The organism is Streptomyces sp. NPDC051684, from assembly GCF_044453445.1.
Taxonomy (GTDB): Bacteria; Actinomycetota; Actinomycetes; order Streptomycetales; family Streptomycetaceae; genus Streptomyces.
This window is the reverse complement of record NZ_JBITCS010000035.1, coordinates 55,228-75,774: the sequence shown is the minus strand read 5'-3', so window position 1 is coordinate 75,774 and position 20,547 is coordinate 55,228. Positions and strand designations below refer to the sequence as shown.

Sequence of the window (20,547 nt, the reverse complement as noted above, 5' to 3'; positions counted from 1 at the left end):
ACATGAGCCCCAAACAACTGCGCGGCGCCGAGACCGTCGACCGACTGCTCGATGCCGCGCTGCGCGTGTACGCGGAATCGGGCGAACAGGGCGTCACCGTCAGCGCCCTGACGGGCACGAGCGGGGCCAGCCCGGGCAGCCTCTACCACCACTTCGGCAGTGTCGACGGGCTGATGCGGGAGCTGCTGCTGCGCTGGCTCGGCCGGCTCCTCGGCGAGCTCACCGCCGCCCTGGACCGCTCGCGCACCCCGCGCACCGGCATCCGCGCGATCGTCGAGGCGTACCTCGGCTTCATCCAGGAACACCCGGACGCCTCCCGCCTGTTGCACTCCTCCTACGCCGACCGGCTCACGATGGAGCACGCCAAGCAGCTGCGCGACGCGCAGGAGGCCCGGCTCTCGCCGCTCACCGAGTGGATGCGGCAGCACGTCGAGTCCGGGGCCGTCGCCCCGCTGCCCGCGCCGCTCATCGAGGCCCTGGTCCTCGGCCCGGTCATCGGCGCCGCCCGCAGCTGGCTCGCCGGAGTGGGCGACATCGACCTCGCCGAGGCCGCGCGCGTCCTGCCGGACCGGATCTGGCGCTCACTGGCGCCCTGAGGGCCCCGGACATGCCGAAGGCCGGCCCCGCCGCGCGGGACCGGCCTGTTCGGTGCGGGGTCACACCCCGGCGTACGAGTGCTTGCCGGTGACGAAGATGTTCACGCCGTAGTAGTTGAAGATCCAGCAACCGAAGGCGATCAGCGCCAGGTAGGCGGCCTTGCGGCCCTTCCAGCCGGCGGTCGCGCGGGCGTGCAGGTAGGCCGCGTAGGCGACCCAGGTGATGAACGACCAGGTCTCCTTGGGGTCCCAGCCCCAGTAGCGGCCCCACGCGTCGCCCGCCCAGATGGCGCCCGCGATGATCGTGAACGTCCACAGCGGGAAGACGGCCGCGTTCACGCGGTAGGAGAACTTGTCCAGGGACTGCGAGGCGGGCAGCCGCTCCATGACGGAGGTGGCGAACTTGCCGGGGGTGCCACCGCTGGCGAGCTTGTTCTCGTAGCTGTCCTTGAAGAGGTACAGGATCGTGCCGACCGCGCCGACGTAGAAGACCGCGCCGCAGAAGATCGCCGTCGAGACGTGGATGTACAGCCAGTACGAGTGCAGCGCCGGGACCAGCTGGTCGCTGGAGGTGTACAGCACGGTGGTGGCGAGGCCGAGGTCGAGCAGGACTGTGATGACCAGCGGCAGGCCGAGCCAGCGCACGTTCTTCTTCAGCGCGAGCAGCACCAGATAGATGGCGACGGCCACGGTGGAGAAGGTGATGCTGAACTCGTACATGTTGCCCCACGGGGCCCGCTCCACCGAGAGCGCGCGCGTGAGCACACCGCCGAACTCGATGATGAACGCGAGGGCCGTGAGGGAGATGGCAATGCGCCCGTACAGGTCGCCCTGCACGTCACCGGCGGCGGCACCGGGCCCGTCCGGCACGTCGCGCGCGCCGGCGGCGGCGCGGGTGACGACCTTCGGCCGCTCCATGACGGCCGTGCCGCCTTCCTTCTTCTGGACCGTGACGGCGGGCGCGGCGGCCGCCTGCGTCTCGGCCTTGCCGGTCAGCGCGGCGGCGGTACGGCCGACCTTGCTGCGGCTGCCGAAGATCCACTCGGCCATGTTCGCGAAGAACGCGAGCAGGTACACGGCCATCGACGAGTAGATGAGGACGTTGCTGGTGTGAGCCAGGTTCTCGTTGACTGCGGCGGCGAGATTCACTTCTCAGCCCCTTCGGCGGCAGGAACAGCAGTAGGTGATTCGGTGGAGTCGGGAGTGTCGGGCGCGCTCGGCGCCTCGCTGTGCAGTTGCTCGACCAGGGAGCCCAGCTCCTCCGGCAGCTTCGCGGACTCGCTGCGGCCGAGGCCGGCCATCTCGACGACGGTCACCCCGTCCTCGCCCTCGACGGCGCGCACCCAGACGCGGCGACGCTGGATGAACAGGGAGCCGGCCAGACCGCCGATCGCGGCGATCGCGCCGCCCAGGGCCCAGGTGTCACCGGGCTGGTGGGAGATCTGGAAGGTGACCCATTCCTTGATGTCCTTGTCGAACGTGACGGAGCCCGCCCCGTTCGGCAGCTTCATCGTCTCGCCGGGCAGCAGCCGCTGCTTGAGCGCCTTGCCCTTGGAGTCCTTGAAGGCCTTCATGTGCGAGGTGTCCAGCTGGTACACGTTCTGCGGCAGGCCCGCGTCCACGCCGAGGTCGCCGTGCGTCGCGTTCAGCGCGAGGACGGGGAAGTCGAGCGCCGGGAACTGGGAGAGCATCGTGCCCTTGCCCGCGCCCGCGAACGTCGGCACGAACCAGGCGGCGAAGCCCAGCTGTTCCTTCTTCCCCTGCGCGTTCTTGTAGCCGTCCATCACCTTGATGGCGCCCTGCGAGGAGATGTTGGAGTCGATCGGCAGCATCGGCACGGTCTGCTTGGAGACGACCTTGCCCTTGCCGTCCCGGACCGTGACGGGGACCGCGTAACCGTGCCCGTTGAGGAAGATCTTGGTGCCGTCGATGTCCAGCGGGTGGTTGGACTCGATGGTCCCCTTCTTCGACTTGTCGCCCGAGCCCTCGGTGTAGCTGACGTTCGCGCGGAACGTGCGCGGGGTGCCCTTCTCGGGGCCCGTGCGCTCGTACGTGGCCGTGAACTTGTCGAGCGTGAAGCTGAACGGCGACAGGTCGTGGTCGCTGTCGAAGAGGTTGCCGGACTTGAAGTCGTCGTACTGGGTGAGCGTGTTGGCGAACCCGTCGCCCTCGGTGACGAGCTTGCCGCCCTCGAACTTGAACAGCTGACCCCAGGCGAAGGACACCAGCATCACGATCAGCGCGATGTGGAAGACGAGGTTGCCGACCTCGCGCAGATAGCCCTTCTCGGCGGCGACCGCGGTCCCGGTGACGTGCGCGCGGTAGCGGCGCTTTTTCATCATCGCGAGGGCGGCGGCGCGCACCTGCTCGGGGTCCGCCTCGGTGCGCCACGTCGCGTACGCGGGCAGCCGGGTGAGCCGCTTGGGCGCGCCCGGCGGGCGGCCGCGCAGCTGCCCGACGAACTGCCAGGTACGCGGCACGATGCAGCCGATGAGGGAGACGAACAGCAGCAGGTAGATCGCGGAGAACCACACCGAGCTGTAGACGTGGAAGAAGCCGATCTTGTCGTAGAACGGCGCGAGCACGTCGTGTGCCTTGCGGAAGTCCTCGACCTTGGTCGGGTCCGTGCCCTGCTGCGGGATCAGCGAGCCGGGGATCGCGCCGAGGGAGAGCAGGAACAGCAGGATCAGGGCGACCCGCATGGAGGTGAGCTGCCGCCAGAACCAGCGGACCCAGCCGATGACACCGAGCTTGGGGAGGTTGGGCGCACGGTCCTCCTGGGGGGCCGTGCTCAGTTGGGACGCGGCCTCGGCCTCAGTGGGGTCGCCACCGGTCACCTGCACGTCGTCGGTCGTGTTGCTCATGGATCAGATTCCCACCTGAAAGCCGGTGGACCAGGTCCGCATCTGCCCGACAAGGGCGTCCCACGCGCCCGTGAGCAGAAGAACTCCGGTCAGGATCATCATGATGCCGCCGATGCGCATCACCCACGTGTAGTGCTGCTTCACCCAGCCGAACGCGCCGAGCGCCTTGCGGAAGGCGATGGCGGCGAGCACGAAGGGCACGCCGAGGCCGAGGCAGTACGCGATGGTCAGTATGGCTCCGCGGCCGGCGGTGCTCTGCACCGAGGAGAGGCCGATCACGGAGGCGAGGGTCGGGCCGATGCAGGGGGTCCAGCCGATGCCGAACAGCGCGCCGAGGACCGGGGCTCCGGCGAGCCCGGCGGCGGGCTTCTTGTGGAAGCGGAACTCCCGCTGCGTCATCCAGGGCATGAAGCCCATGAAGAAGACGCCCATCAGGACCATCAGGCCGCCGAGCACCTTGGTCAGTACGGGCTGGTACTCCTGGAGCGTCTGGCCGAAGAAGCCGAACAGCGCGCCGCCGGAGACGAAGACGGCCGTGAACCCGAGGACGAACAGGCTGGCGCCCGCCGCCATCCGGCCGCGCCGCTGCTCCATCAGGTCGGTGCCGGTGATGCCGGTCACGTACGAGAGATAGCCCGGTACGAGGGGCAGCACGCACGGCGAGAAGAAGGAGACGAGTCCGCCGAGGAGGGCGACCGGGACGGCCAGGAGCAGCGCGCCGTCCGTGACGGTGTCACCGGCAGCGAGCGCGACGAGGGAGGAGCTCACCGTCGCTCACTTCTCCGCGAGGACCGGCGCGACCATCTTGCGCAGGGCGCTCTCGCTGAGCGGCTTGAGGGAGCGTGCGGCGATCTTGCCCTCGCGGTCGACGACGATCGTCGAGGGGATCGCCTGCGGGTTGAGCGTGCCCTTCTCGAACTTGAGGAGCAGCCGGCCGGTCGGGTCGTAGAAGCTCGGGTACGGGACCCCGTAGGACTCCTCGAACTTCTTGGCCGGGTTGGTGCTGGTGTCACGGGTGTTGATGCCGAGGAACTGGACGCCCTGCTTCTCGGTGTCCTTGGCGACCTTCACGAAGTTCGGCGCCTCGGCGCGGCACGGCGGGCACCAGGATCCCCAGACGTTGAGGACGACGACCTTGCCCTTGTAGTCGGACATGTGGAGCGTCTTGCCCTCGAGGTCCTTGCCCTTCAGGTCGGGGGCGTTGTGGCGCTCGCCCTTCTTGACCGTGGCGACGCCGCCGGACCCGGTGACGAAGTTGGTGTTGTTGCCGCCGCCGGACGTACCGCCGGAGCCGCAGGCCGTCAGCGCGAGGGCCGCGACGGCGGCTCCTACGGTCAGCTTGGCGGCGCGGCGCTTCGTCGCGGTGGTGCGGGGGGTGCGGGAGGCGGCACTCATGTGAAAAGTTTCGCATGTCTGTTTAGGGGATCTTCCGCACCCCCCTCGCGGCGGGAAAAGCCCACTTCAGGAGGGGTTTGCGAGGAACTTGCGCCAGCCCTCGGAGGGCTGCTGTCCCACGTCGAGCGTACGCAGCTTCGCCAGCGTTTTCGGGTCCTGCGCGTCGAGCCAGTCGACGAACTGCCGGAAGGAGACGAGCCGCACGTCAGAGTGTTTGTCCGCGGTGGCCGCGATGTCCTTCAGCGCGTCCTCGACGGCGTCCATGTAGATGCCGCCGTTCCATTCCTCGAAGTGGTTGCCGATGAAGAACGGCGCCCGGTTTGTCTCGTACGCCCGCTTGAATCCCTGGATGTACGCCTGCGTCGACTGCTCGCGCCAGCCCGGGTAGTTGTGGGCGGGCGCCCGCGTGGAGTTGAGGGACTGGTTGGCCAGCATGTTGTAGTCCATCGACAGGACCTCGAAGCTCCGGCCGGGGAACGGGACGGCCTGCAACGGCAGGTCCCAGACGCCGAGCCGCTTGTCCGGCCAGCGCTGCACGCCGCCGGGCGAGGACGCGTCGTAGCGCCAGCCGAGGTCGCGGGCGGTGGGCAGCAGGTTCTCCTGGCCGAGCAGACAGGGCGTGCGGCCGCCGACGAGTTCCTTGTCGTAGTCGAAGGGCAGCGCGGGCAGGTCCTGCCGGCCGGTGTGCGTACGCCACTTCTTCACGAAGGACGTCGCCTGGTCGATCTCGTCGCGCCACTGCGCGGGCGTCCAGTTGGCCACGGTGCCGGAGCCCGCGCAGAAATGCCCGTTGCAGTGCGTGCCGATCTCGTGCCCTTCGAGCCAGGCCCGGCGGACGTACTTCAGGGTCTCCTCGATGTGCGCGTCGGTCAGGTAGCCGATGTCGGAGGCCCCGACGGGGTTGTTCGGCGGGCGGTAGAGCCGCTTCTTCGACTCGGGCAGCAGGTACAGGCCCGAGAGGAAGAAGGTCATGTGTGCGCCGTGCTCCTCGGCGAGCTTCAGGAAGCGCGGGAACAGCCCGTTGCCCACCTCGCCCGCGCCGTCCCACGAGAAGACGACGAACTGCGGCGGCTTCTGGCCGGGTTCGAGCCGCTCGGGCCGGCCCGGCTGATGGGGCTGCTTCCCGGTGTACGCCGTCGAGCCGTCGCCGATGGCCTGGTGCGGCCGGGCGGGCGGCCCCGCCCTGCCGTTCCCCCGCGTACCGACCGTCGATGCCCCGCCTGCGCCGCATCCCGCGAGCAGCGCCCCGCTCGCCGCGCCCGCACCGAGCCCGAGCAGTCCCCTGCGACTCACGTCCCGCATTCCGTCGTCCCCATTCCTTGCGCCACCCCATTCACAGGGGCACCCCGGAAGAGGGATCGAGGAACACGCGGGTTCCGGTAAACGGTCCGGTTTTGCGGCGATTTGAAGGCCATGGGCGGAGGTACGCGAAAGGCCGCCGTGTTGACGGCGGCCTTTCGCTGGAGTCGCTGCCCGGGATCAGAGGCTGTTCACAGGCCCTCAGGCCCCGAAGGCCTTGTCCTTCCCCTTCACGGGCTTGGCGCCCGCGAGGAGATGTGCGGGAACGAGGTCGCGGGCGGGCTCGGTGTAGCCCACGGACACGATCTTGTCGCCCTGGTACGTGAACGTCGTCAGCGAGGCCAGCGTGCACTGCCGCTTGCGCGGGTCGTGCCACAGGCGCCGCTTCTCGACGTAGCTCCGCACGATCCAGATCGGCAGCTGGTGGCTGACGCACACCGCCTCGTGCCCGCGCGCCGCGTCCTTCGCCGCGTCGAGCGCGCCCATCATCCGCACGACCTGATCGATGTACGGCTCGCCCCAGGACGGCTTGAACGGGTTGACCAGGTGCTTCCAGTTCTCCGGGTTCTTCAGCGCGCCGTCGCCGACACCGAAGGTCTTGCCCTGGAAGACGTTGCCCGCCTCGATGAGCCGCTCGTCGCTGTCCAGGTCCAGGCCGTGCGCCTTCGCGATCGGCGTCGCCGTCTCCTGCGCCCGGTCCAGCGGCGACGCCACGACATGCGTGACGTCCCGCGTGGAGAGGTGCTCGGCGACCCGGTCGGCCATCCGCCGGCCGAGGTCGGAGAGGTGGTAGTCGGGAAGGCGCCCGTACAGGATCCCGTCCGGGTTGTGCACCTCGCCGTGACGCATCAGATGGACGACGGTGATGTCGTCGGCCGACTTCGGGGCGCTCATGCGGTGGCCTCCGCGGCGGCGCGGGCGGCGGCCGGCAGCGCCGCAGCGATCCGCTCGATCGCCCGCTCGTCGTGCGCGGTCGACACGAACCAGGACTCGAACGCCGACGGCGGCAGGTACACGCCCTGCTCCAGCATCGAGTGGAAGAACGGACCGAAGCGGAAGGCGTCCTGCCCCTTCGCGTCCTCGTAGTTCGTCACCTCGTTCTCCGTGAAGAACACGGTGAACATGTTGGAGGCGTTCTGCACGCGGTGCGCGACGCCCTCCTTGGTGAGCGCCTCCGAGACCAGGCCGCGCAGCTGCTCGCTGGTCGCGTTCACCTTCGCGTACGCGGCGTCGTCGAGCAGCCGCAGCTGGGCGACGCCCGCGGCGGTCGCGACCGGGTTACCGGACAGCGTGCCCGCCTGGTACACCGGGCCGGCCGGGGCCAGGTACGCCATCACGTCGGCGCGGCCACCGAACGCGGCGGCCGGGAAGCCACCGCCCATGACCTTGCCGAAGGTCATCAGGTCGGGCACCACACCGTCGACGCCGAACCAGCCGGCCTTCGACGTACGGAAACCGGTCATCACCTCGTCGGAGATGAACAGCGCGCCGTTCTCGGCACACACGTCCTTGAGCCCCTGGTTGAAGCCCGCCTTCGGCGGCACGACGCCCATGTTCCCGGGCGAGGCCTCCGTGATCACACAGGCGATCTGGCCGGGGTGCGCGGCGAACGCGGCCCGCACGGCCTCGATGTCGTTGTACGGCAGCACGATCGTGTCGCCGGCCTGCGCGCCCGTGACACCCGGGGTGTCCGGCAGGCCCAACGTGGCGACGCCCGAACCGGCGGCGGCGAGCAGCGCGTCGACGTGCCCGTGGTAGCAGCCCGCGAACTTGATGACCTTCGCCCGGCCGGTGAAACCGCGCGCGAGCCGGATCGCCGACATCGTCGCCTCGGTGCCGGAGGACACGAGCCGCACCTGCTCGACCGGGTCGATCCGGCCGACGATCTCCTCGGCCAGCTCGACCTCGCCCGCGCCGGGCGTACCGAAGGAGGTGCCGCGCGAGACGGCCTCCTGCACGGCCGCGATCACCTCGGGGTGGGAATGGCCGAGGATCATCGGCCCCCACGAGCACACGAGGTCGACATACTCGCGCCCGTCGGCATCGGTGAGATACGGACCGTTACCGGACACCATGAACCGGGGCGTTCCGCCCACGGCTCGGAAAGCGCGCACGGGCGAGTTCACGCCACCGGGCGTCACCGCTTCCGCACGGTCGAAAAGCCCCTGCGACGCGGGTGCCTCATAGGGATAGGGAGTGTTGTTCGCCTCTGCCATACCTCTCAGCGTACGGCCCACCCTCTCGCGCACCGGCGCGCGGACCCTCGGGACTCTAGACTCTGCTTCGCGCCACGGCGCGCCGACACGTTTCGGCGGGGGACCGTGGGGGAGGTCACTGACACGATGATCGGGTTGCGCGCAGGCGGTCGCGCGGCCTACAAAAGGGCTTGCGCGGCCCGGGGAACAGCAGTCGGGTGGAGATATGCATCGCGGTGGCGGACTGGGCGAGGGGACCGGCGACCTGGGCCCACGGCGTGCCCGGCGGGGGAAGCACCGACGCGAAGAGGGCGAAGAGGGCGTAGCGGCCCGGGACATCAGGGACGGGGACATCGGGAATGGTGGCCGGGTGGGGGTGACCTACAAATACTTCGGCGCGCCCGACGGCGCCACGGCAGCCCGCGTCCCGATCTCCATGCGCCCCGAGGAGCTCGGCGGTGACGAGCTCGGCATGGGCGGCATGTTCACCAAGATCAAGCCGGAGACGATGGCCGCGATGGTCCTCACCGGCATCGAGGGCATACCCCTGCACAAGGTTCCGCCCCTGGAGCTCGTCGTCCTCCACCCCGACTACGCGGTGGTCAAGCTCCCCATGACGGTCGTCGACCCGCTGCGCGGCGTCGGCGAGGAGTCCGTCGGCGCCGCGGCGTTCATCTGGTCCACGGTCCCCGACCGCGGCGGCCCGCGCGACGCGTTCAACGTGTACCAACTGCTTCACGAATGGCAGGACTTCAGCCACCGGCTGCACGATGCGGGGCATCAGGCGTACTGCCTGGTGTGGCCGTAACCGGCCCTACAGCTCCGGTGGACCCGCCTCGATCCTGCGCAGCACCGCCTCGTACGAGTCGATCGACCCGCCCGTCTGCAACTGCCGCTCGTCCCACCACGTCGCGCCCGCGTCGGCCAGCGGCCCCACGATGTCGAGCGCGGCCGCCTTGCCGGGCGGCGTGAGCCCGCCGACGACGAACTCGAAGGGGCCCTCGGCCGACTCCCGGTGCTCGTTCACATACCGGACGACCTCCGCGAACCGGTCCGGGTGCGGCGGCACACCGTGCAGCGCGTCGGCGAACAGCGGAGCCGCGCCGTCCCAGCGCGCCGCGCGGCGCATCGGCCGCCGGGCGGGCCAGAAACCACCGATCCACACGGGCGGACGGGGCCGCTGGACGGTCGCGGGCAGCAGCTGCGTCCCCTGTACGCGGAAGTGGGCGCCCTCGTGGTCCACGTCCTCGCCCGACCAGTACCGGGCCAGCAACTCCAGGCCCTCGTCGAGCCGTTCGGCGTGCACGGTCCGGTCGACGGTGTCACCGAAGCCGCCGTACTCGTCGCCGACGGGCCCGCCGAGACCGGCGCCGAACACGACACGGCCACCGCTCAGCGCGTCCAACGTGGCAACCTGGCGGGCGAGTTGCTCGGGCCGGTAGCGGGGCACGGCCGCCACCAGCGTGCCCAACTTGATCCGGGACGTGGCCAGGGCCGCCGCCGTGAGCAGCATCCAAGGGTCACCGAAGGGCTTGCCGCGCTGCTCCTTCTTGTCGTGCACGACGTGGTCCCACAGCAACAGGGCGTCCCAGCCCGCCTGTTCGGCCGCGAGGGCCGTGCGGGCGACGGTGCGGGCGTCGGCGAAGTCACCGAAGTTCGGGATGTTGACCGAGAAGCGCATACCGCCATGATGTCGGCCCGGACGGCCGCCCGACAGGCCCGTGGCCTGTCGGAGGGTCCCCTGTTCGGTGGTCGGCCGAAGGGCTGCTTCCCCGGATCTCACCCGCGGCGCGCGCCTGGCGGGGAACACATGCGCACATGAAGATCGCGTTCCTGCTGCACAACGTGTACGCCGTCGGCGGCACGGCGCGCACCACGCTGAACCTCGCCACCGCGCTCATCGAGCACGGCGGTCACGAGGTGGAGATCGTGTCGGCCTCCCGGCACCGGGAGGCCCCCCGGTTCCCGGTCGACCCGCGGATCACCCTCGTACCCCTGGTGGACCTCCGTGCCGGGACGCCCGACACGCTCCACTCCGCGTACGGAAAACCGGCCGTGGTCTACCCCACCGCCGACCGGCGCCACCGCCAGTACACGCTGCTGCACGACATGCGGCTGCGCGCGTACCTGGAGGAGCGCTGCGCGGCCGACGTCGTCATCGGGACGCGGCCCGGGCTCAATGTCTGCCTCGCCCAGTGGGGGCCGAAGCGGGCGCTGCGGATCGCGCAGGAGCACCTGCGGCACGACGCGCACAGCGGCCGGCTGCTCAAGACCATCGCCCGGCGGTATCGGACGCTGGACGCGCTGGTCACGGTCACGCAGGAGGACGCGGAGGTGTACCGGGCGCGGATGCGGCTGCCCGGGGTGCGGATCCTCGCCGTGCCGAACATCGTGCCGCCGACCGATGTGCCGCCGTCCGACGGCACCGCGAAGGTCGTCGCGGCGGCCGGCCGGCTCTCCCCCGGCAAGCGCTACGACCTGCTCCTGGAGGCCTTCACCGCGGTGTCGGCGCGGTATCCCGACTGGGAGCTGCGGATCTACGGCGGTGGGCGGCAGGAACCGCGGCTGCGGGCCCTCGTGGACGAGCTCGGGCTGGCGGGCCGGGCCCGGCTCATGGGGACGGTGTCGCCGATCGAGCCGGAGTTCGCGCGGGCCTCGATCGTGGTGAGCGCCTCCGACGCGGAGTCCTTCGGGATGACGCTGGTCGAGGCGATGCGGTGCGGGGTGCCGGTCGTGAGCACGGATGCGCCGCTCGGGCCCGCCGAGATCATCACGGACGGGGTCGACGGGCGGCTCGTGCCGGTGGGCAACGCGAGTGCGCTCGCGGAGTCGGTCATGGACCTGATCGAGGACGAACCGGTCCGTCGGAAGATGGGGGCGGCGGCGCGGGTTGCCGCGCATCGCTATGACCCGGAGCCGATCGTGGACCGGTACGAGGCGCTCTTCGCGGAACTGGGGGCGTCTCGGCGGCGCCGGGCGTGGCAGCGGCTCGGCGGTCGGCTCCACCGTGGGGCCTGACCCTGCCGCACCGGCGTTCCGGCCACGGGGCTCCGCCCCGGACCCCGCGCCTCAATCGCCGGCGGGGCTGGAAAAGATCGGGGCTCCGCCCCGGACCCCGCTGCTCAATCGCCACAGGGGCTCGAATGCCCGGCCCCGCCACAGGTCAGCTCACCCGGAGGGCCTCCAGGCGGTCCGCGAACGGGACGACCTCGAAGCCGTCGGCCGGGTCCACGGAGGTGACGGCCCCGTGCAACGAGCGCGGGGCGATCGCCACCGACGTATCGACGTCGACGTCAGGAGACACCGCGGCCGACGGAGTCACGAGCCGCGCCAGCTCCCCGCCCGCCCGCTCGATCCGGGACGCGAGGCCCTCCTCGCCCCAGTCCTCCGACGCCGCGTACACCGCCGTGGGAAGCACGACCGCCCGCAGGTACGTGAACAGCGGGCGCAGCGCGTGCTCGGTCACCAGCGAGTGGCGGGCCGTGCCGCCCGTCGCTCCCACCAGCACCGGCTTCCCGGTCAGCGCGTCCTTGTCGATCAGGTCGAAGAACGACTTGAACAGGCCGCTGTACGAGCCCGAGAAGACCGGCGTGACCGCGATCAGAGCGTCCGCCGCCGCCACCGCGTCCAGCGCGGCGGCCAGCCGGGCGGGCGGAAACCCGGTCACGAAGTGCTGCGCGATATCCGTGGCGTAGTCACGCAGCTCCAGCACCTCGACCTCGGCGTCCACCCGCTCCGTGGTCGCGGCTGCCAGCCGATCGGCCAGCAGCCGGGTGGACGACGGGGAACTCAGCCCCGCCGAGACGACGACGAGCTTCACTTCGCACTCCCTTCCGAAGCGGCCGCCGCGACCCGCACGGCGTGCGTGGGCGCGTCCGGCACGTTCGCCGGCCGCTTGTTCGCGAACTCCTTTCGCAGCACCGGCACGACCTCCTCGCCCAGCAGGTCGAGCTGCTCCAGGACCGTCTTGAGCGGCAGCCCCGCGTGGTCCATGAGGAACAACTGTCGCTGGTAGTCGCCCACGTGGTCACGGAACGACAGGGTCCGCTCGATGACCTGCTGCGGCGAGCCGACCGTCAGCGGCGTCTGCGAGGTGAACTCCTCCAGGGACGGACCGTGGCCGTACACCGGCGCGTTGTCGAAGTACGGACGGAACTCCCGCACCGCGTCCTGCGAGTTGCGGCGCATGAAGACCTGGCCACCGAGGCCGACGATCGCCTGCTCAGGCGTGCCGTGCCCATAGTCGGCGTAGCGCTGCCGGTACAGGTTCACCATCTGCTTGGTGTGGCTCATGGGCCAGAAGATGTTGTTGTGGAAGAAGCCGTCGCCGTAGTACGCGGCCTGCTCGGCGATCTCCGGCGAGCGGATGGAGCCGTGCCAGACGAACGGCGCGACACCGTCCAGCGGACGCGGGGTCGAGGTGAAGGACTGGAGCGGTGTGCGGAACTTGCCCTTCCAGGTCACCACGTCCTCGTCCCACAGGCGGCGCAGCAGCGCGTAGTTCTCGATGGCCAGGTCGATGCCGTCGCGGATGTCCTTGCCGAACCACGGATACACCGGGCCGGTGTTGCCGCGGCCCATCATCAGGTCGACCCGGCCGTCCGCGACGTGCTGGAGCATCGCGAAGTCCTCGGCGATCTTCACCGGGTCGTTCGTCGTGATCAGCGTCGTCGACGTGGACAGGATCAGGTTCTCGGTGCGGGCCGCGATGTGGCCGAGCATCGTCGTCGGCGAGGACGGGACGAACGGCGGGTTGTGGTGCTCGCCGGTCGCGAAGACGTCCAGGCCGACCTCCTCCGCCTTCCCCGCGATGGCGAGCATCGCCTTGATGCGCTCGTGCTCGCTCGGCGCGCGTCCGGTCGTCGGGTCCACGGTGACGTCACCGACGGTGAAGATCCCGAACTGCATGCTGCTCACCTTGCTCACCTTCCGCAGGTTGTTGACGCTTCAACTATACCTGCCGAACGATGCGCCGACGCGAGCTATTCCCGACCGGCCCGGCCCTCTCCTGTCCCCTACTCCCCGTACGGATCCCGGCCCGTGGCGGCGAGCATCCGCGCGAACGGATCCGCGTGCGCGTCCACCGGAACCGCCGCCCCGAACACACCCATCGAGCGGGCCGTCGGCGCCAGCTGATCCACCGCTGCCGCCAGCTCCGCCACCACCTCGGGATCGGCCCCGTACTCCTGGCCCGTCGCCCGCGCCAGATCCCAGGCGTGCACCGTCAGGTCCAGCAGGGCCATCCCGCCGACGAGCCGCGCCGGCATGTTCATCGCGCCGGTCGTCCCCTCCTCCGCACCCGGCATCGACCACGCCTCCACGAGCGCGTCCGCCTCCGCGGCGAACCGCTCCCGCCAGCCGCCCTCCGCCACGTAGTCCGGCGCCGAGGAGAAGTCGGAGTCCCGCTTCACCGCCAGCTCCTGAAACTCGACGATCACGTGCAGAACATGGTTGACCAGGGCCTTCACGTCGTAGTCCGCGCACGGCGTACGGGCGTCGAGGGCCTTGTCCTCGATACCGCTGACGACCGGGACGGCCCGGGAGGCGGCCGTGGCGAGCAGCCCACCGAGGGGCTTCGTCTGCGACTGTTCCTGCGTCTGCTTCTCGTTCGTGTCCATACCTCGACGCTACGAGCACGGGCCCCGCCCGGCTTGAAGAAACACGACGTTCGACGCGCGCGACGCCACGGCCACTGTCAGTGCCCCGCTCTACGCTCTCCCCATGTCACAGGACCGCCGCCCCGACACCCGCGGGATCGTCGAACCGACCGCGCTGCTCACGCGCGTGCGGCTGCGCCACCACGAGCCCGCGGAGCCGCTGCGCCGGCACGTCGAGCACTACTGGTTCATCGACTGGGACCTGCCGGAGCCGTACGCGTCGCACGTGCTGCCCCACCCGTCCGTGCACCTCACCTTCCAGCAGGACGATGTCGACGAGCCGCCGTACGGGGAGCTGACCGGCGTCGCCGCGCCCGGGCTCTACACGCGCAAGATCCACGGGCGGGGCAGGGTGTGCGGGGTGAAATTCCGGCCGGGCGCCTTCCGCCCGTTCGCGCCCGACGCGCCGGTCTCCCGGTGGACGGGCCGTGTCCTGCCCTACGAGGAGGTCTTCCCGGCCACGGACCCGGCGGCCATCCTCTCCTCCACCGACATCACGGACGACACCGAGCGGATCGCCGCCCTCGACGCGTATCTGCTCCCCCTCGCCCCCGCCGAACCCGACCCGCAGGCCGAACTCGCGATCGGCCTGGTCGACCGCATACGGGCCGACCGCGGAGTGCGCCGCGTGGCCGACTTCGCGCAGGCCGAGGGCATGACCGTGCGCTCGCTCCAGCGCCTCTTCCACGCGTACGTCGGCGTCAGCCCCAAGTGGTGCATCCTGCGCTACCGCATCCACGAGGCCGTGGAGACGGCCGCCGCCCGCCGCGACATCGACTGGGCCGCCCTCGCCGCCGACCTCGGCTACGCGGACCAGGCCCACCTCGTCCGCGACTTCACGGCGACGGTGGGCGTGCCACCGACGGCGTACGCGGGCTAGTCGACCAGCCGGCTAATTGGCGTGCTTGATCGCGTAGATCATCACGAACGCGACGATGTGAATCCCGAACAGGAAGTACCCCAGGTACCACCACATGTACCGCTCGCCGCGCTTCTCCTCGGCGAGCCGCCGGTCGTCGTACTCCCGCTGAAGCACGTCCAGCGGATCCGGTGAGTCCGGCCGCTCAGGACTGGTGGGGCTGCTCACGATGCACCTTCGTATTGGACGCCTGCGCACGCGGCCGCACCACCAGCAGGTCGATGTTCACGTGCGGCGGCCGGGTCACGGCCCAGCCGATCGTGTCGGCGACGTCGTCCGCGCTCAACGGCTCGGCCACGCCCTGGTACACCTTGGCGGCCTTCGCCTCGTCCCCGCCGAACCGGGTCAGCGCGAACTCGTCGGTCTTCACCATCCCCGGCGCGACCTCGATGACCCGCACGGGCGTCCCGACGATCTCAAGCCGCAACGTCTCGGCGAGCACATGCTCCCCGTGCTTGGCGGCGACGTACCCGCCGCCACCCTCATAGGTCCCGTGCCCGGCGGTCGACGACAGCACCACCACGGTCCCGTCCCCACTCGCCGTGAGCGCAGGCAGCAGCGCCTGCGTGACATTGAGCGTGCCGATGACGTTCGTCTCGTACATCTGCCGCCACTGATCCGGGTCCCCGGTGGCAACGGGATCGGCGCCCAAGGCACCCCCGGCATTGTTGACCAGCACACCAATGGTCTTGAACGCCGAAGCGAACTCGTCGACGGCGGCCCGATCGGTCACGTCCAACGCGAACGCGACGGCATCGTGCCCGGCAGCCGTGATCTCCTTGGCAACCGCCTCGATCCGGTCCTCCCGACGAGCCGTGAGCACCACGCGATACCCCTCGGCCGCCAGCCGCCGAGCGGTAGCGGCACCGATGCCACTGCTGGCACCCGTGACGACGGCAATACGGGATGCGGGGGCCGGGGCCATGGTCTTGCCCTACCTTTCGGCGACGATCTGAACCAAGGCCCAGGGTACGCGCGGCCCCCTCGGGTCAGCCCTTCACACAGACGACCTGCTTGAGCTTGGCCACGACCTCCACAAGGTCGCGCTGCTGGTCGATGACCTGCTCGATCGGCTTGTACGCGCCCGGGATCTCGTCCACGACGCCGGAGTCCTTGCGGCACTCCACGCCCCGCGTCTGCTCCTCCAGGTCGCGCGTCGAGAAGCGCTTCTTCGCGGCGTTCCGGCTCATCTTCCGGCCTGCCCCGTGCGACGCGGAGTTGAAGGACGCCGCGTTGCCGAGGCCCTTCACGATGTACGAGCCCGTGCCCATGGAGCCGGGGATGATCCCGTACTCGCCGGAGCCCGCGCGGATCGCTCCCTTGCGGGTCACGAGGAGGTCCACCCCGTCGTACCGCTCTTCGCTCACGTAGTTGTGGTGAGCACTGATCTCCGGCTCGAACGTCGGCTTCGCCTTCTTGAACTCCTTGCGGATCACGTCCTTGAAGAGCGCCATCATGATCGAGCGGTTGTACTTGGCGTACTCCTGCGCCCAGAACAGGTCGTTGCGGTACGCCGCCATCTGCGGGGTCTCCGCGATGAACACGGCCAGGTCCCGGTCGACCAGGTTCTGGTTGTGCGACAGGCCCTGCGCGACGCCGATGTGATGGTCCGCCAGTTCCTTGCCGATGTTGCGGGAACCGGAGTGCAGCATGAGCCAGACCAAATCGGACATATCTACACAAACTTCCACAAAGTGATTTCCGGATCCAAGCGTTCCCATCTGCTTCACGGCCCGCCCCTCCCGGAACTTCACCGCATCGACGACCCCGTCGAACCGCCCCCAGAAGTCGTCCCACCCCGCCGTGGCGAACCCGTGCAGCCGCCCAGGATCCACCGGCTCGTCATGCATCCCCCGCCCCACCGGAATCGCCTGCTCGATCTTCGACCGCAGTCGCGACAGGTCACCCGGGAGGTCGTTGGCCGTCAGGGACGTCTTCACCGCGCTCATGCCGCAGCCGATGTCGACGCCGACCGCCGCCGGGCAGACCGCGCCCTGCATCGCGATCACCGAGCCGACCGTGGCGCCCTTTCCGTAGTGGACGTCGGGCATGACGGCCAGGCCCTTGATCCAGGGCAGCGTCGCCACGTTCTGGAGCTGCTGGAGCGCGCCCGGGTCCACCGTGGCCGGGTCGGCCCACATGCGGATCGGGACCTTGGCGCCCGGTACCTCTACGTATGACATGAAATCCCCCGAGGATTGGATGAGTTGGACCTGAAGTGGTGAAGCGAGCGAAATGGATGTAGCGCAAATACCGTCGCCAGGGCGGCAAATCGGATGCCGGACCGGCGTCCACGGCGGCGCGTGCGATAGACATAGTGCCCATTGGCCGCCCCACCGCGGCAACCGATTAACCAGGCGCAAGGCGCCGAGAGGAGCCTCAGGGTGCAGCGGAAGTCGTACGCGTTCGTACCGGGTGTCGCCGCGCTCCTCGCGGCCGTGCTCGCCGGCTGCACCAGCGGCTCCGACAGCGACGGCGGTACCGACGACTCGAAGCCCGGCGGGCCGAGCGCCACCGCGTCGACCGCGGAGCCGGGCAAGTACCGGACGCTGCCCGAGCCGTGCGGCCAGCCGGGCCAGGACACGCTGAACGAGATGCTCCCCGGCATCAAGCGGCTCCCGGACGCGGAGCAGCGCGAGAAGGCGTACGAGGGCACGGCCACGGTCACGTACGACACGGATCGCCGGGTCGGGTGCCGGTGGAAGGACGATTCGGCCCGGGGTGGCACGCATCGTCTGAGCCTCGACTTCGAGCGGGTGGTGTCGTACGACACGGCGGTGAGCGACGACGACCGCGCGGCGTCGGTGTTCGCGTCGAAGGTGGATGCGGCGGATCTGCCGGAGCCGGTGGCGTCGGAGGCGTCGGCCTCGGCCTCGAAGGCCGCGTCGGACGAGCCGTCCGACAGCGCCTCACCCTCCCCTTCCAAGAGTGCGGATGATTCCGACACTTCGGACTCTCCGCCCCCTTCCGACTCCGACAGCGGCTCCCCCTCCGCGTCCCCCGCGGATCTTCAGCCGCGGCTGCTCGACGACCTCGGTGACGAGGCGTTCGTGGACGACGTGCTGGCGGGCCCGACGACCGGTCGGCACCGCACGGTGACTGTGGCGTTCCGCACGTCGAATGTGTTGGTGACCGTCCAGTACGAGGTGCAGACGGCGGCCGCCGAGAAGGTGCCGGACAGCAAGGAAATGCAGGACACAGCGCGAAATCTGGCCGGGAACCTGGTCGGCAAGTTCGGCGATTAGGGGCATTCGGGCACAGCGCGATGGCATGGTGAAGGCGAGACGCGCGCGTCGGGCACGGCGTACGGTGACCCATCGAGCCCCACTCGTGAAGGTCGAATGGTCTTCACGTGGCGAGGCCGTGGCCCTGTCAGCGTCCTAGTGAAGGAACCATGCACCGTCCGACCAAGCGACTCACCCGCACCCTTGTCTGCGCGGCCGCTGTGCCTGCGGTTCTCGTCGTAGCCGGCTGCTCGTCCGGTTCCGGTTCCGACAGCGCGAAGGACGACGCGCAGGCGAAGGCCTCGGCGTCGGCCTCGGGCGCCAAGGCGAAGAAGGTCGCGCCCGCGACGTACAAGGAGCTGCCGCAGGCCTGCGACGCGTTCTCGAAGAGCACCCTGAAGGACCTGGTTCCGAAGGGCGAGAGCAAGGCCGGCGCGTCCGACGACGAGTCGACGCGTGCGAGCTGCTCCTGGTCGAGCCTGGACAACAACGGCGTGAAGGGCTCGCAGTTCCGCTGGCTCAATGTGTCGATGCTCCGTTTCGACTCGGACGTGAACCGGGGCAGCGCCGACAAGCTGGCCAAGGCCTACTACGCGAAGCAGGTCGAGGACGCCAAGGCGACCAAGGGCGCGAAGGGCGTCAAGACGGAGCCGGTGTCCAAGACGGGCGACGAGGCGACGCAGATCAGCTACGACCGGAAGTACAAGGACAAGAAGGACGACGTCACGTCCAAGCAGCAGACGATCGTCTCGCGCGTGGACAACGTCGTGGTGACGGTCGACTACAACGGTTCGGGTCTCGCGGGCGAGGACGCCCCGGCCGCGAGCTCGCTGTCGAAGGACGCGCAGAAGGCGGCGAAGGAAGCGGCGGCCAAGGTCATCGAGTCCGCCAAGGGCGGGTCCGGCAAGGACGGTGACGCCGGTGGTTCGGCGAAGCCGTCGGCGTCCGCCTCGGAGTCCAAGGAGTCGAAGAAGGGCGCGTGACCGCACCCCGCTGACCTCCTGTCGGAAGCCCGGTTCCCCCTTGGGGAGCCGGGCTTCCGCACGTACCGGCCCGCGCCCCTGCCCGTGCATGTGCCAGTCTGTTGGCCGCAACAGCCGGAACTTGGAGGGGAAGTGGAGTGGCCGCGCCACTGAAGCTGACACGGACGCACCGGATACTCGTGGGGGTGGTCATCGCGGGTGCGGTGGTCATCGCCGCGATCGGTTTCGCCGGTTCGTACGCCGCTGTGCGGGAGTTGGCCCTGCAAAAGGGCTTCGGCGACTTCTCGTACGTCTTCCCGATCGGTATCGACGCCGGTATCTGTGTGCTCCTCGCGCTGGATCTGCTGCTGACGTGGATCCGGATTCCGTTCCCGTTGCTGCGGCAGACGGCGTGGCTGCTGACGGCGGCGACGATCGCGTTCAACGGTGCGGCGGCCTGGCCGGATCCGTTGGGCACCGGTATGCACGCGGTGATTCCGGTGCTGTTCGTGGTGGCCGTGGAGGCGGCCCGGCATGCGATCGGGCGGATCGCGGACATCACGGCGGACAAGCACATGGAGGGTGTGCGGATCACGCGGTGGCTGCTGTCCCCGCTGCCGACGTTCCTTCTGTGGCGGCGGATGAAGCTGTGGGAGCTGCGTTCGTACGACGAGGTCATCAAGCTGGAGCAGGAGCGTCTGGTGTATCAGGCGCGGCTGCGTTCGCGGTTCGGGCGGGCGTGGCGGCGGAAGGCTCCGGTGGAGTCGCTGATGCCACTGCGGCTCGCCCGGTACGGGGTGCCGCTGGCGCAGACGGCGCCGGAGGGCCTCGCGGCGGCGGGCATCGAGGCGCCGCTGCTGCCGGCGGCGCCGCGGGTGTCGGCGCCGGAGCTGGAGCGCGGGCCCGTGGAGCGTCCGCCGGTGGCGCAGGCAGTGGTGGAGGAGGCGCCGAGCCAGTGGTTCGCCGAGCCGCGGCCGAAGGAGTACCGCGGGGATTACGACCCGTCCTTCGAGCCGCAGCCGCAGCAGCATCCGGAGCCGGGGCCCGAACCGGAGCCGCAGCCGCCGGCCCAGCAGGCCCCGGTGCCGGCGCCGCGTGCTCCCCAGCCCCAGCCCCAGCCCGAGCTGGAGCCGGAGGAGTTCCCGGTGCCCAACGGGGCGGGCGGGACGCGGCCGTTGGGTGAGGGCGCGCCGGAACTGGTCGAGCATCCGACGGACGACGAGCTGTATCAGGTGTTCCGCGGCTCGATAGAGGGCGAGGGGCTGCCGACGCCGAGGGCGTTCGCGGCGAACGTGGAGGCACAGTACGGGGTGCGGCTGACGGCGGAAGAGGTGAACCGGTACATGAACCAGTTCGCGGTCCGCTTCGAGCAGGACATGATGAGCGAGGCATAGGCACGCGTGAGGGGCGGCACCGGATCCGATCCGGTGCCGCCC

The 20,547-nt window shown here is 70.0% G+C and carries 21 protein-coding genes; 7 read left to right on the top strand and 14 right to left on the bottom strand.

Annotation, left to right across the window (positions count from 1 at the left end; genetic code table 11):
• Positions 1–2: 2 nt before the first annotated feature.
• On the top strand, positions 3–596 hold the full coding sequence (locus ACIA8D_RS32915; RefSeq protein ID WP_399237847.1) for a TetR/AcrR family transcriptional regulator: 594 nt from the start codon (positions 3–5) through the stop codon (positions 594–596).
• 60 nt (positions 597–656) lie between these two features.
• Here the strand turns inward: ACIA8D_RS32915 and ccsB are convergent, their stop codons facing one another.
• The 7 genes from ccsB to hemL all read right to left on the bottom strand — a co-directional run bounded on the left by ccsB (position 657) and on the right by hemL (position 8,370).
• Positions 657–1,745, bottom strand: a complete 1,089-nt coding sequence (gene ccsB, locus ACIA8D_RS32910; protein WP_399237846.1) for a c-type cytochrome biogenesis protein CcsB — start codon at positions 1,743–1,745, stop codon at positions 657–659.
• Positions 1,742–3,460 (bottom strand): cytochrome c biogenesis protein ResB, encoded by a 1,719-nt coding sequence (locus tag ACIA8D_RS32905; RefSeq protein WP_399237845.1) that lies wholly within the window; start codon positions 3,458–3,460, stop codon positions 1,742–1,744. Before ACIA8D_RS32905 ends, ccsB begins: the two co-directional genes overlap by 4 nt.
• Positions 3,461–3,463: 3 nt before the next feature.
• The gene (locus ACIA8D_RS32900) at positions 3,464–4,228 is read right to left on the bottom strand and encodes a cytochrome c biogenesis CcdA family protein (RefSeq protein WP_399237844.1); all 765 of its coding nucleotides are present in this window, start codon (positions 4,226–4,228) and stop codon (positions 3,464–3,466) included.
• Between the two features lie 6 nt (positions 4,229–4,234).
• Entirely contained in the window at positions 4,235–4,855 is a 621-nt protein-coding gene (locus ACIA8D_RS32895; RefSeq protein WP_399237843.1) for a TlpA family protein disulfide reductase, read from the bottom strand.
• A 66-nt stretch (positions 4,856–4,921) separates the two neighbouring features.
• Positions 4,922–6,157: a polysaccharide deacetylase family protein gene (locus ACIA8D_RS32890; RefSeq protein ID WP_399237842.1), complete on the bottom strand. Its 1,236-nt coding sequence runs from the start codon at positions 6,155–6,157 to the stop codon at positions 4,922–4,924.
• Between the two features lie 198 nt (positions 6,158–6,355).
• The gene (locus tag ACIA8D_RS32885) at positions 6,356–7,048 is read right to left on the bottom strand and encodes a histidine phosphatase family protein (RefSeq protein WP_399237840.1); all 693 of its coding nucleotides are present in this window, start codon (positions 7,046–7,048) and stop codon (positions 6,356–6,358) included.
• Positions 7,045–8,370, bottom strand: a complete 1,326-nt coding sequence (gene hemL / locus ACIA8D_RS32880) for a glutamate-1-semialdehyde 2,1-aminomutase (RefSeq protein ID WP_399237838.1) — start codon at positions 8,368–8,370, stop codon at positions 7,045–7,047. The genes ACIA8D_RS32885 and hemL overlap by 4 nt, the downstream gene beginning before the upstream one ends.
• A gap of 205 nt (positions 8,371–8,575) precedes the next feature.
• Between hemL and ACIA8D_RS32875 the strand changes: the two genes are divergently transcribed.
• On the top strand, positions 8,576–9,157 hold the full coding sequence (locus ACIA8D_RS32875) for a hypothetical protein (RefSeq protein ID WP_399237837.1): 582 nt from the start codon (positions 8,576–8,578) through the stop codon (positions 9,155–9,157).
• Positions 9,158–9,163: 6 nt separating this feature from the next.
• Here the strand turns inward: ACIA8D_RS32875 and ACIA8D_RS32870 are convergent, their stop codons facing one another.
• Positions 9,164–10,030 (bottom strand): LLM class flavin-dependent oxidoreductase, encoded by an 867-nt coding sequence (locus ACIA8D_RS32870; RefSeq protein WP_399237836.1) that lies wholly within the window; start codon positions 10,028–10,030, stop codon positions 9,164–9,166.
• A 137-nt stretch (positions 10,031–10,167) separates the two neighbouring features.
• On the opposite strand from ACIA8D_RS32870, the gene ACIA8D_RS32865 reads away from it, so the two are divergent.
• Entirely contained in the window at positions 10,168–11,367 is a 1,200-nt protein-coding gene (locus ACIA8D_RS32865) for a glycosyltransferase family 4 protein (RefSeq protein ID WP_399237835.1), read from the top strand.
• A gap of 145 nt (positions 11,368–11,512) precedes the next feature.
• On the opposite strand, the gene ACIA8D_RS32860 is transcribed toward ACIA8D_RS32865, so the two are convergent.
• The 3 genes from ACIA8D_RS32860 to ACIA8D_RS32850 all read right to left on the bottom strand — a co-directional run bounded on the left by ACIA8D_RS32860 (position 11,513) and on the right by ACIA8D_RS32850 (position 13,967).
• Positions 11,513–12,169 carry a CE1759 family FMN reductase gene (locus ACIA8D_RS32860; protein WP_399237834.1) on the bottom strand — a complete coding sequence of 219 codons (657 nt, stop codon included), beginning with the start codon at positions 12,167–12,169 and terminating at the stop codon, positions 11,513–11,515.
• Positions 12,166–13,257 carry an LLM class flavin-dependent oxidoreductase gene (locus tag ACIA8D_RS32855; RefSeq protein ID WP_399237865.1) on the bottom strand — a complete coding sequence of 364 codons (1,092 nt, stop codon included), beginning with the start codon at positions 13,255–13,257 and terminating at the stop codon, positions 12,166–12,168. The genes ACIA8D_RS32860 and ACIA8D_RS32855 overlap by 4 nt, the downstream gene beginning before the upstream one ends.
• A gap of 107 nt (positions 13,258–13,364) precedes the next feature.
• Entirely contained in the window at positions 13,365–13,967 is a 603-nt protein-coding gene (locus ACIA8D_RS32850; RefSeq protein WP_399237833.1) for a TIGR03086 family metal-binding protein, read from the bottom strand.
• Positions 13,968–14,070: 103 nt separating this feature from the next.
• Between ACIA8D_RS32850 and ACIA8D_RS32845 the strand changes: the two genes are divergently transcribed.
• Positions 14,071–14,886 carry a DUF6597 domain-containing transcriptional factor gene (locus tag ACIA8D_RS32845; RefSeq protein ID WP_399237832.1) on the top strand — a complete coding sequence of 272 codons (816 nt, stop codon included), beginning with the start codon at positions 14,071–14,073 and terminating at the stop codon, positions 14,884–14,886.
• Positions 14,887–14,898: 12 nt separating this feature from the next.
• Here the strand turns inward: ACIA8D_RS32845 and ACIA8D_RS32840 are convergent, their stop codons facing one another.
• The 3 genes from ACIA8D_RS32840 to ACIA8D_RS32830 form a co-directional block, all read right to left on the bottom strand.
• Positions 14,899–15,093: a hypothetical protein gene (locus ACIA8D_RS32840; protein WP_399237868.1), complete on the bottom strand. Its 195-nt coding sequence runs from the start codon at positions 15,091–15,093 to the stop codon at positions 14,899–14,901.
• Positions 15,071–15,850, bottom strand: coding sequence for an SDR family NAD(P)-dependent oxidoreductase (locus ACIA8D_RS32835; protein WP_399237831.1), 780 nt, complete (start codon positions 15,848–15,850; stop codon positions 15,071–15,073). The genes ACIA8D_RS32840 and ACIA8D_RS32835 overlap by 23 nt, the downstream gene beginning before the upstream one ends.
• Before the next feature lie 64 nt (positions 15,851–15,914).
• Positions 15,915–17,108, bottom strand: a complete 1,194-nt coding sequence (locus tag ACIA8D_RS32830) for an RtcB family protein (protein WP_399237830.1) — start codon at positions 17,106–17,108, stop codon at positions 15,915–15,917.
• 201 nt (positions 17,109–17,309) lie between these two features.
• Between ACIA8D_RS32830 and ACIA8D_RS32825 the strand changes: the two genes are divergently transcribed.
• The 3 genes from ACIA8D_RS32825 to ACIA8D_RS32815 all read left to right on the top strand — a co-directional run bounded on the left by ACIA8D_RS32825 (position 17,310) and on the right by ACIA8D_RS32815 (position 20,505).
• On the top strand, positions 17,310–18,170 hold the full coding sequence (locus tag ACIA8D_RS32825) for a DUF3558 domain-containing protein (RefSeq protein ID WP_399237829.1): 861 nt from the start codon (positions 17,310–17,312) through the stop codon (positions 18,168–18,170).
• Positions 18,171–18,319: 149 nt separating this feature from the next.
• Entirely contained in the window at positions 18,320–19,132 is an 813-nt protein-coding gene (locus ACIA8D_RS32820; protein WP_399237828.1) for a DUF3558 family protein, read from the top strand.
• A gap of 137 nt (positions 19,133–19,269) precedes the next feature.
• Complete coding sequence (locus tag ACIA8D_RS32815; RefSeq protein ID WP_399237827.1) at positions 19,270–20,505, top strand: DUF2637 domain-containing protein; 1,236 nt, start codon at positions 19,270–19,272, stop codon at positions 20,503–20,505.
• Positions 20,506–20,547: the final 42 nt, after the last annotated feature.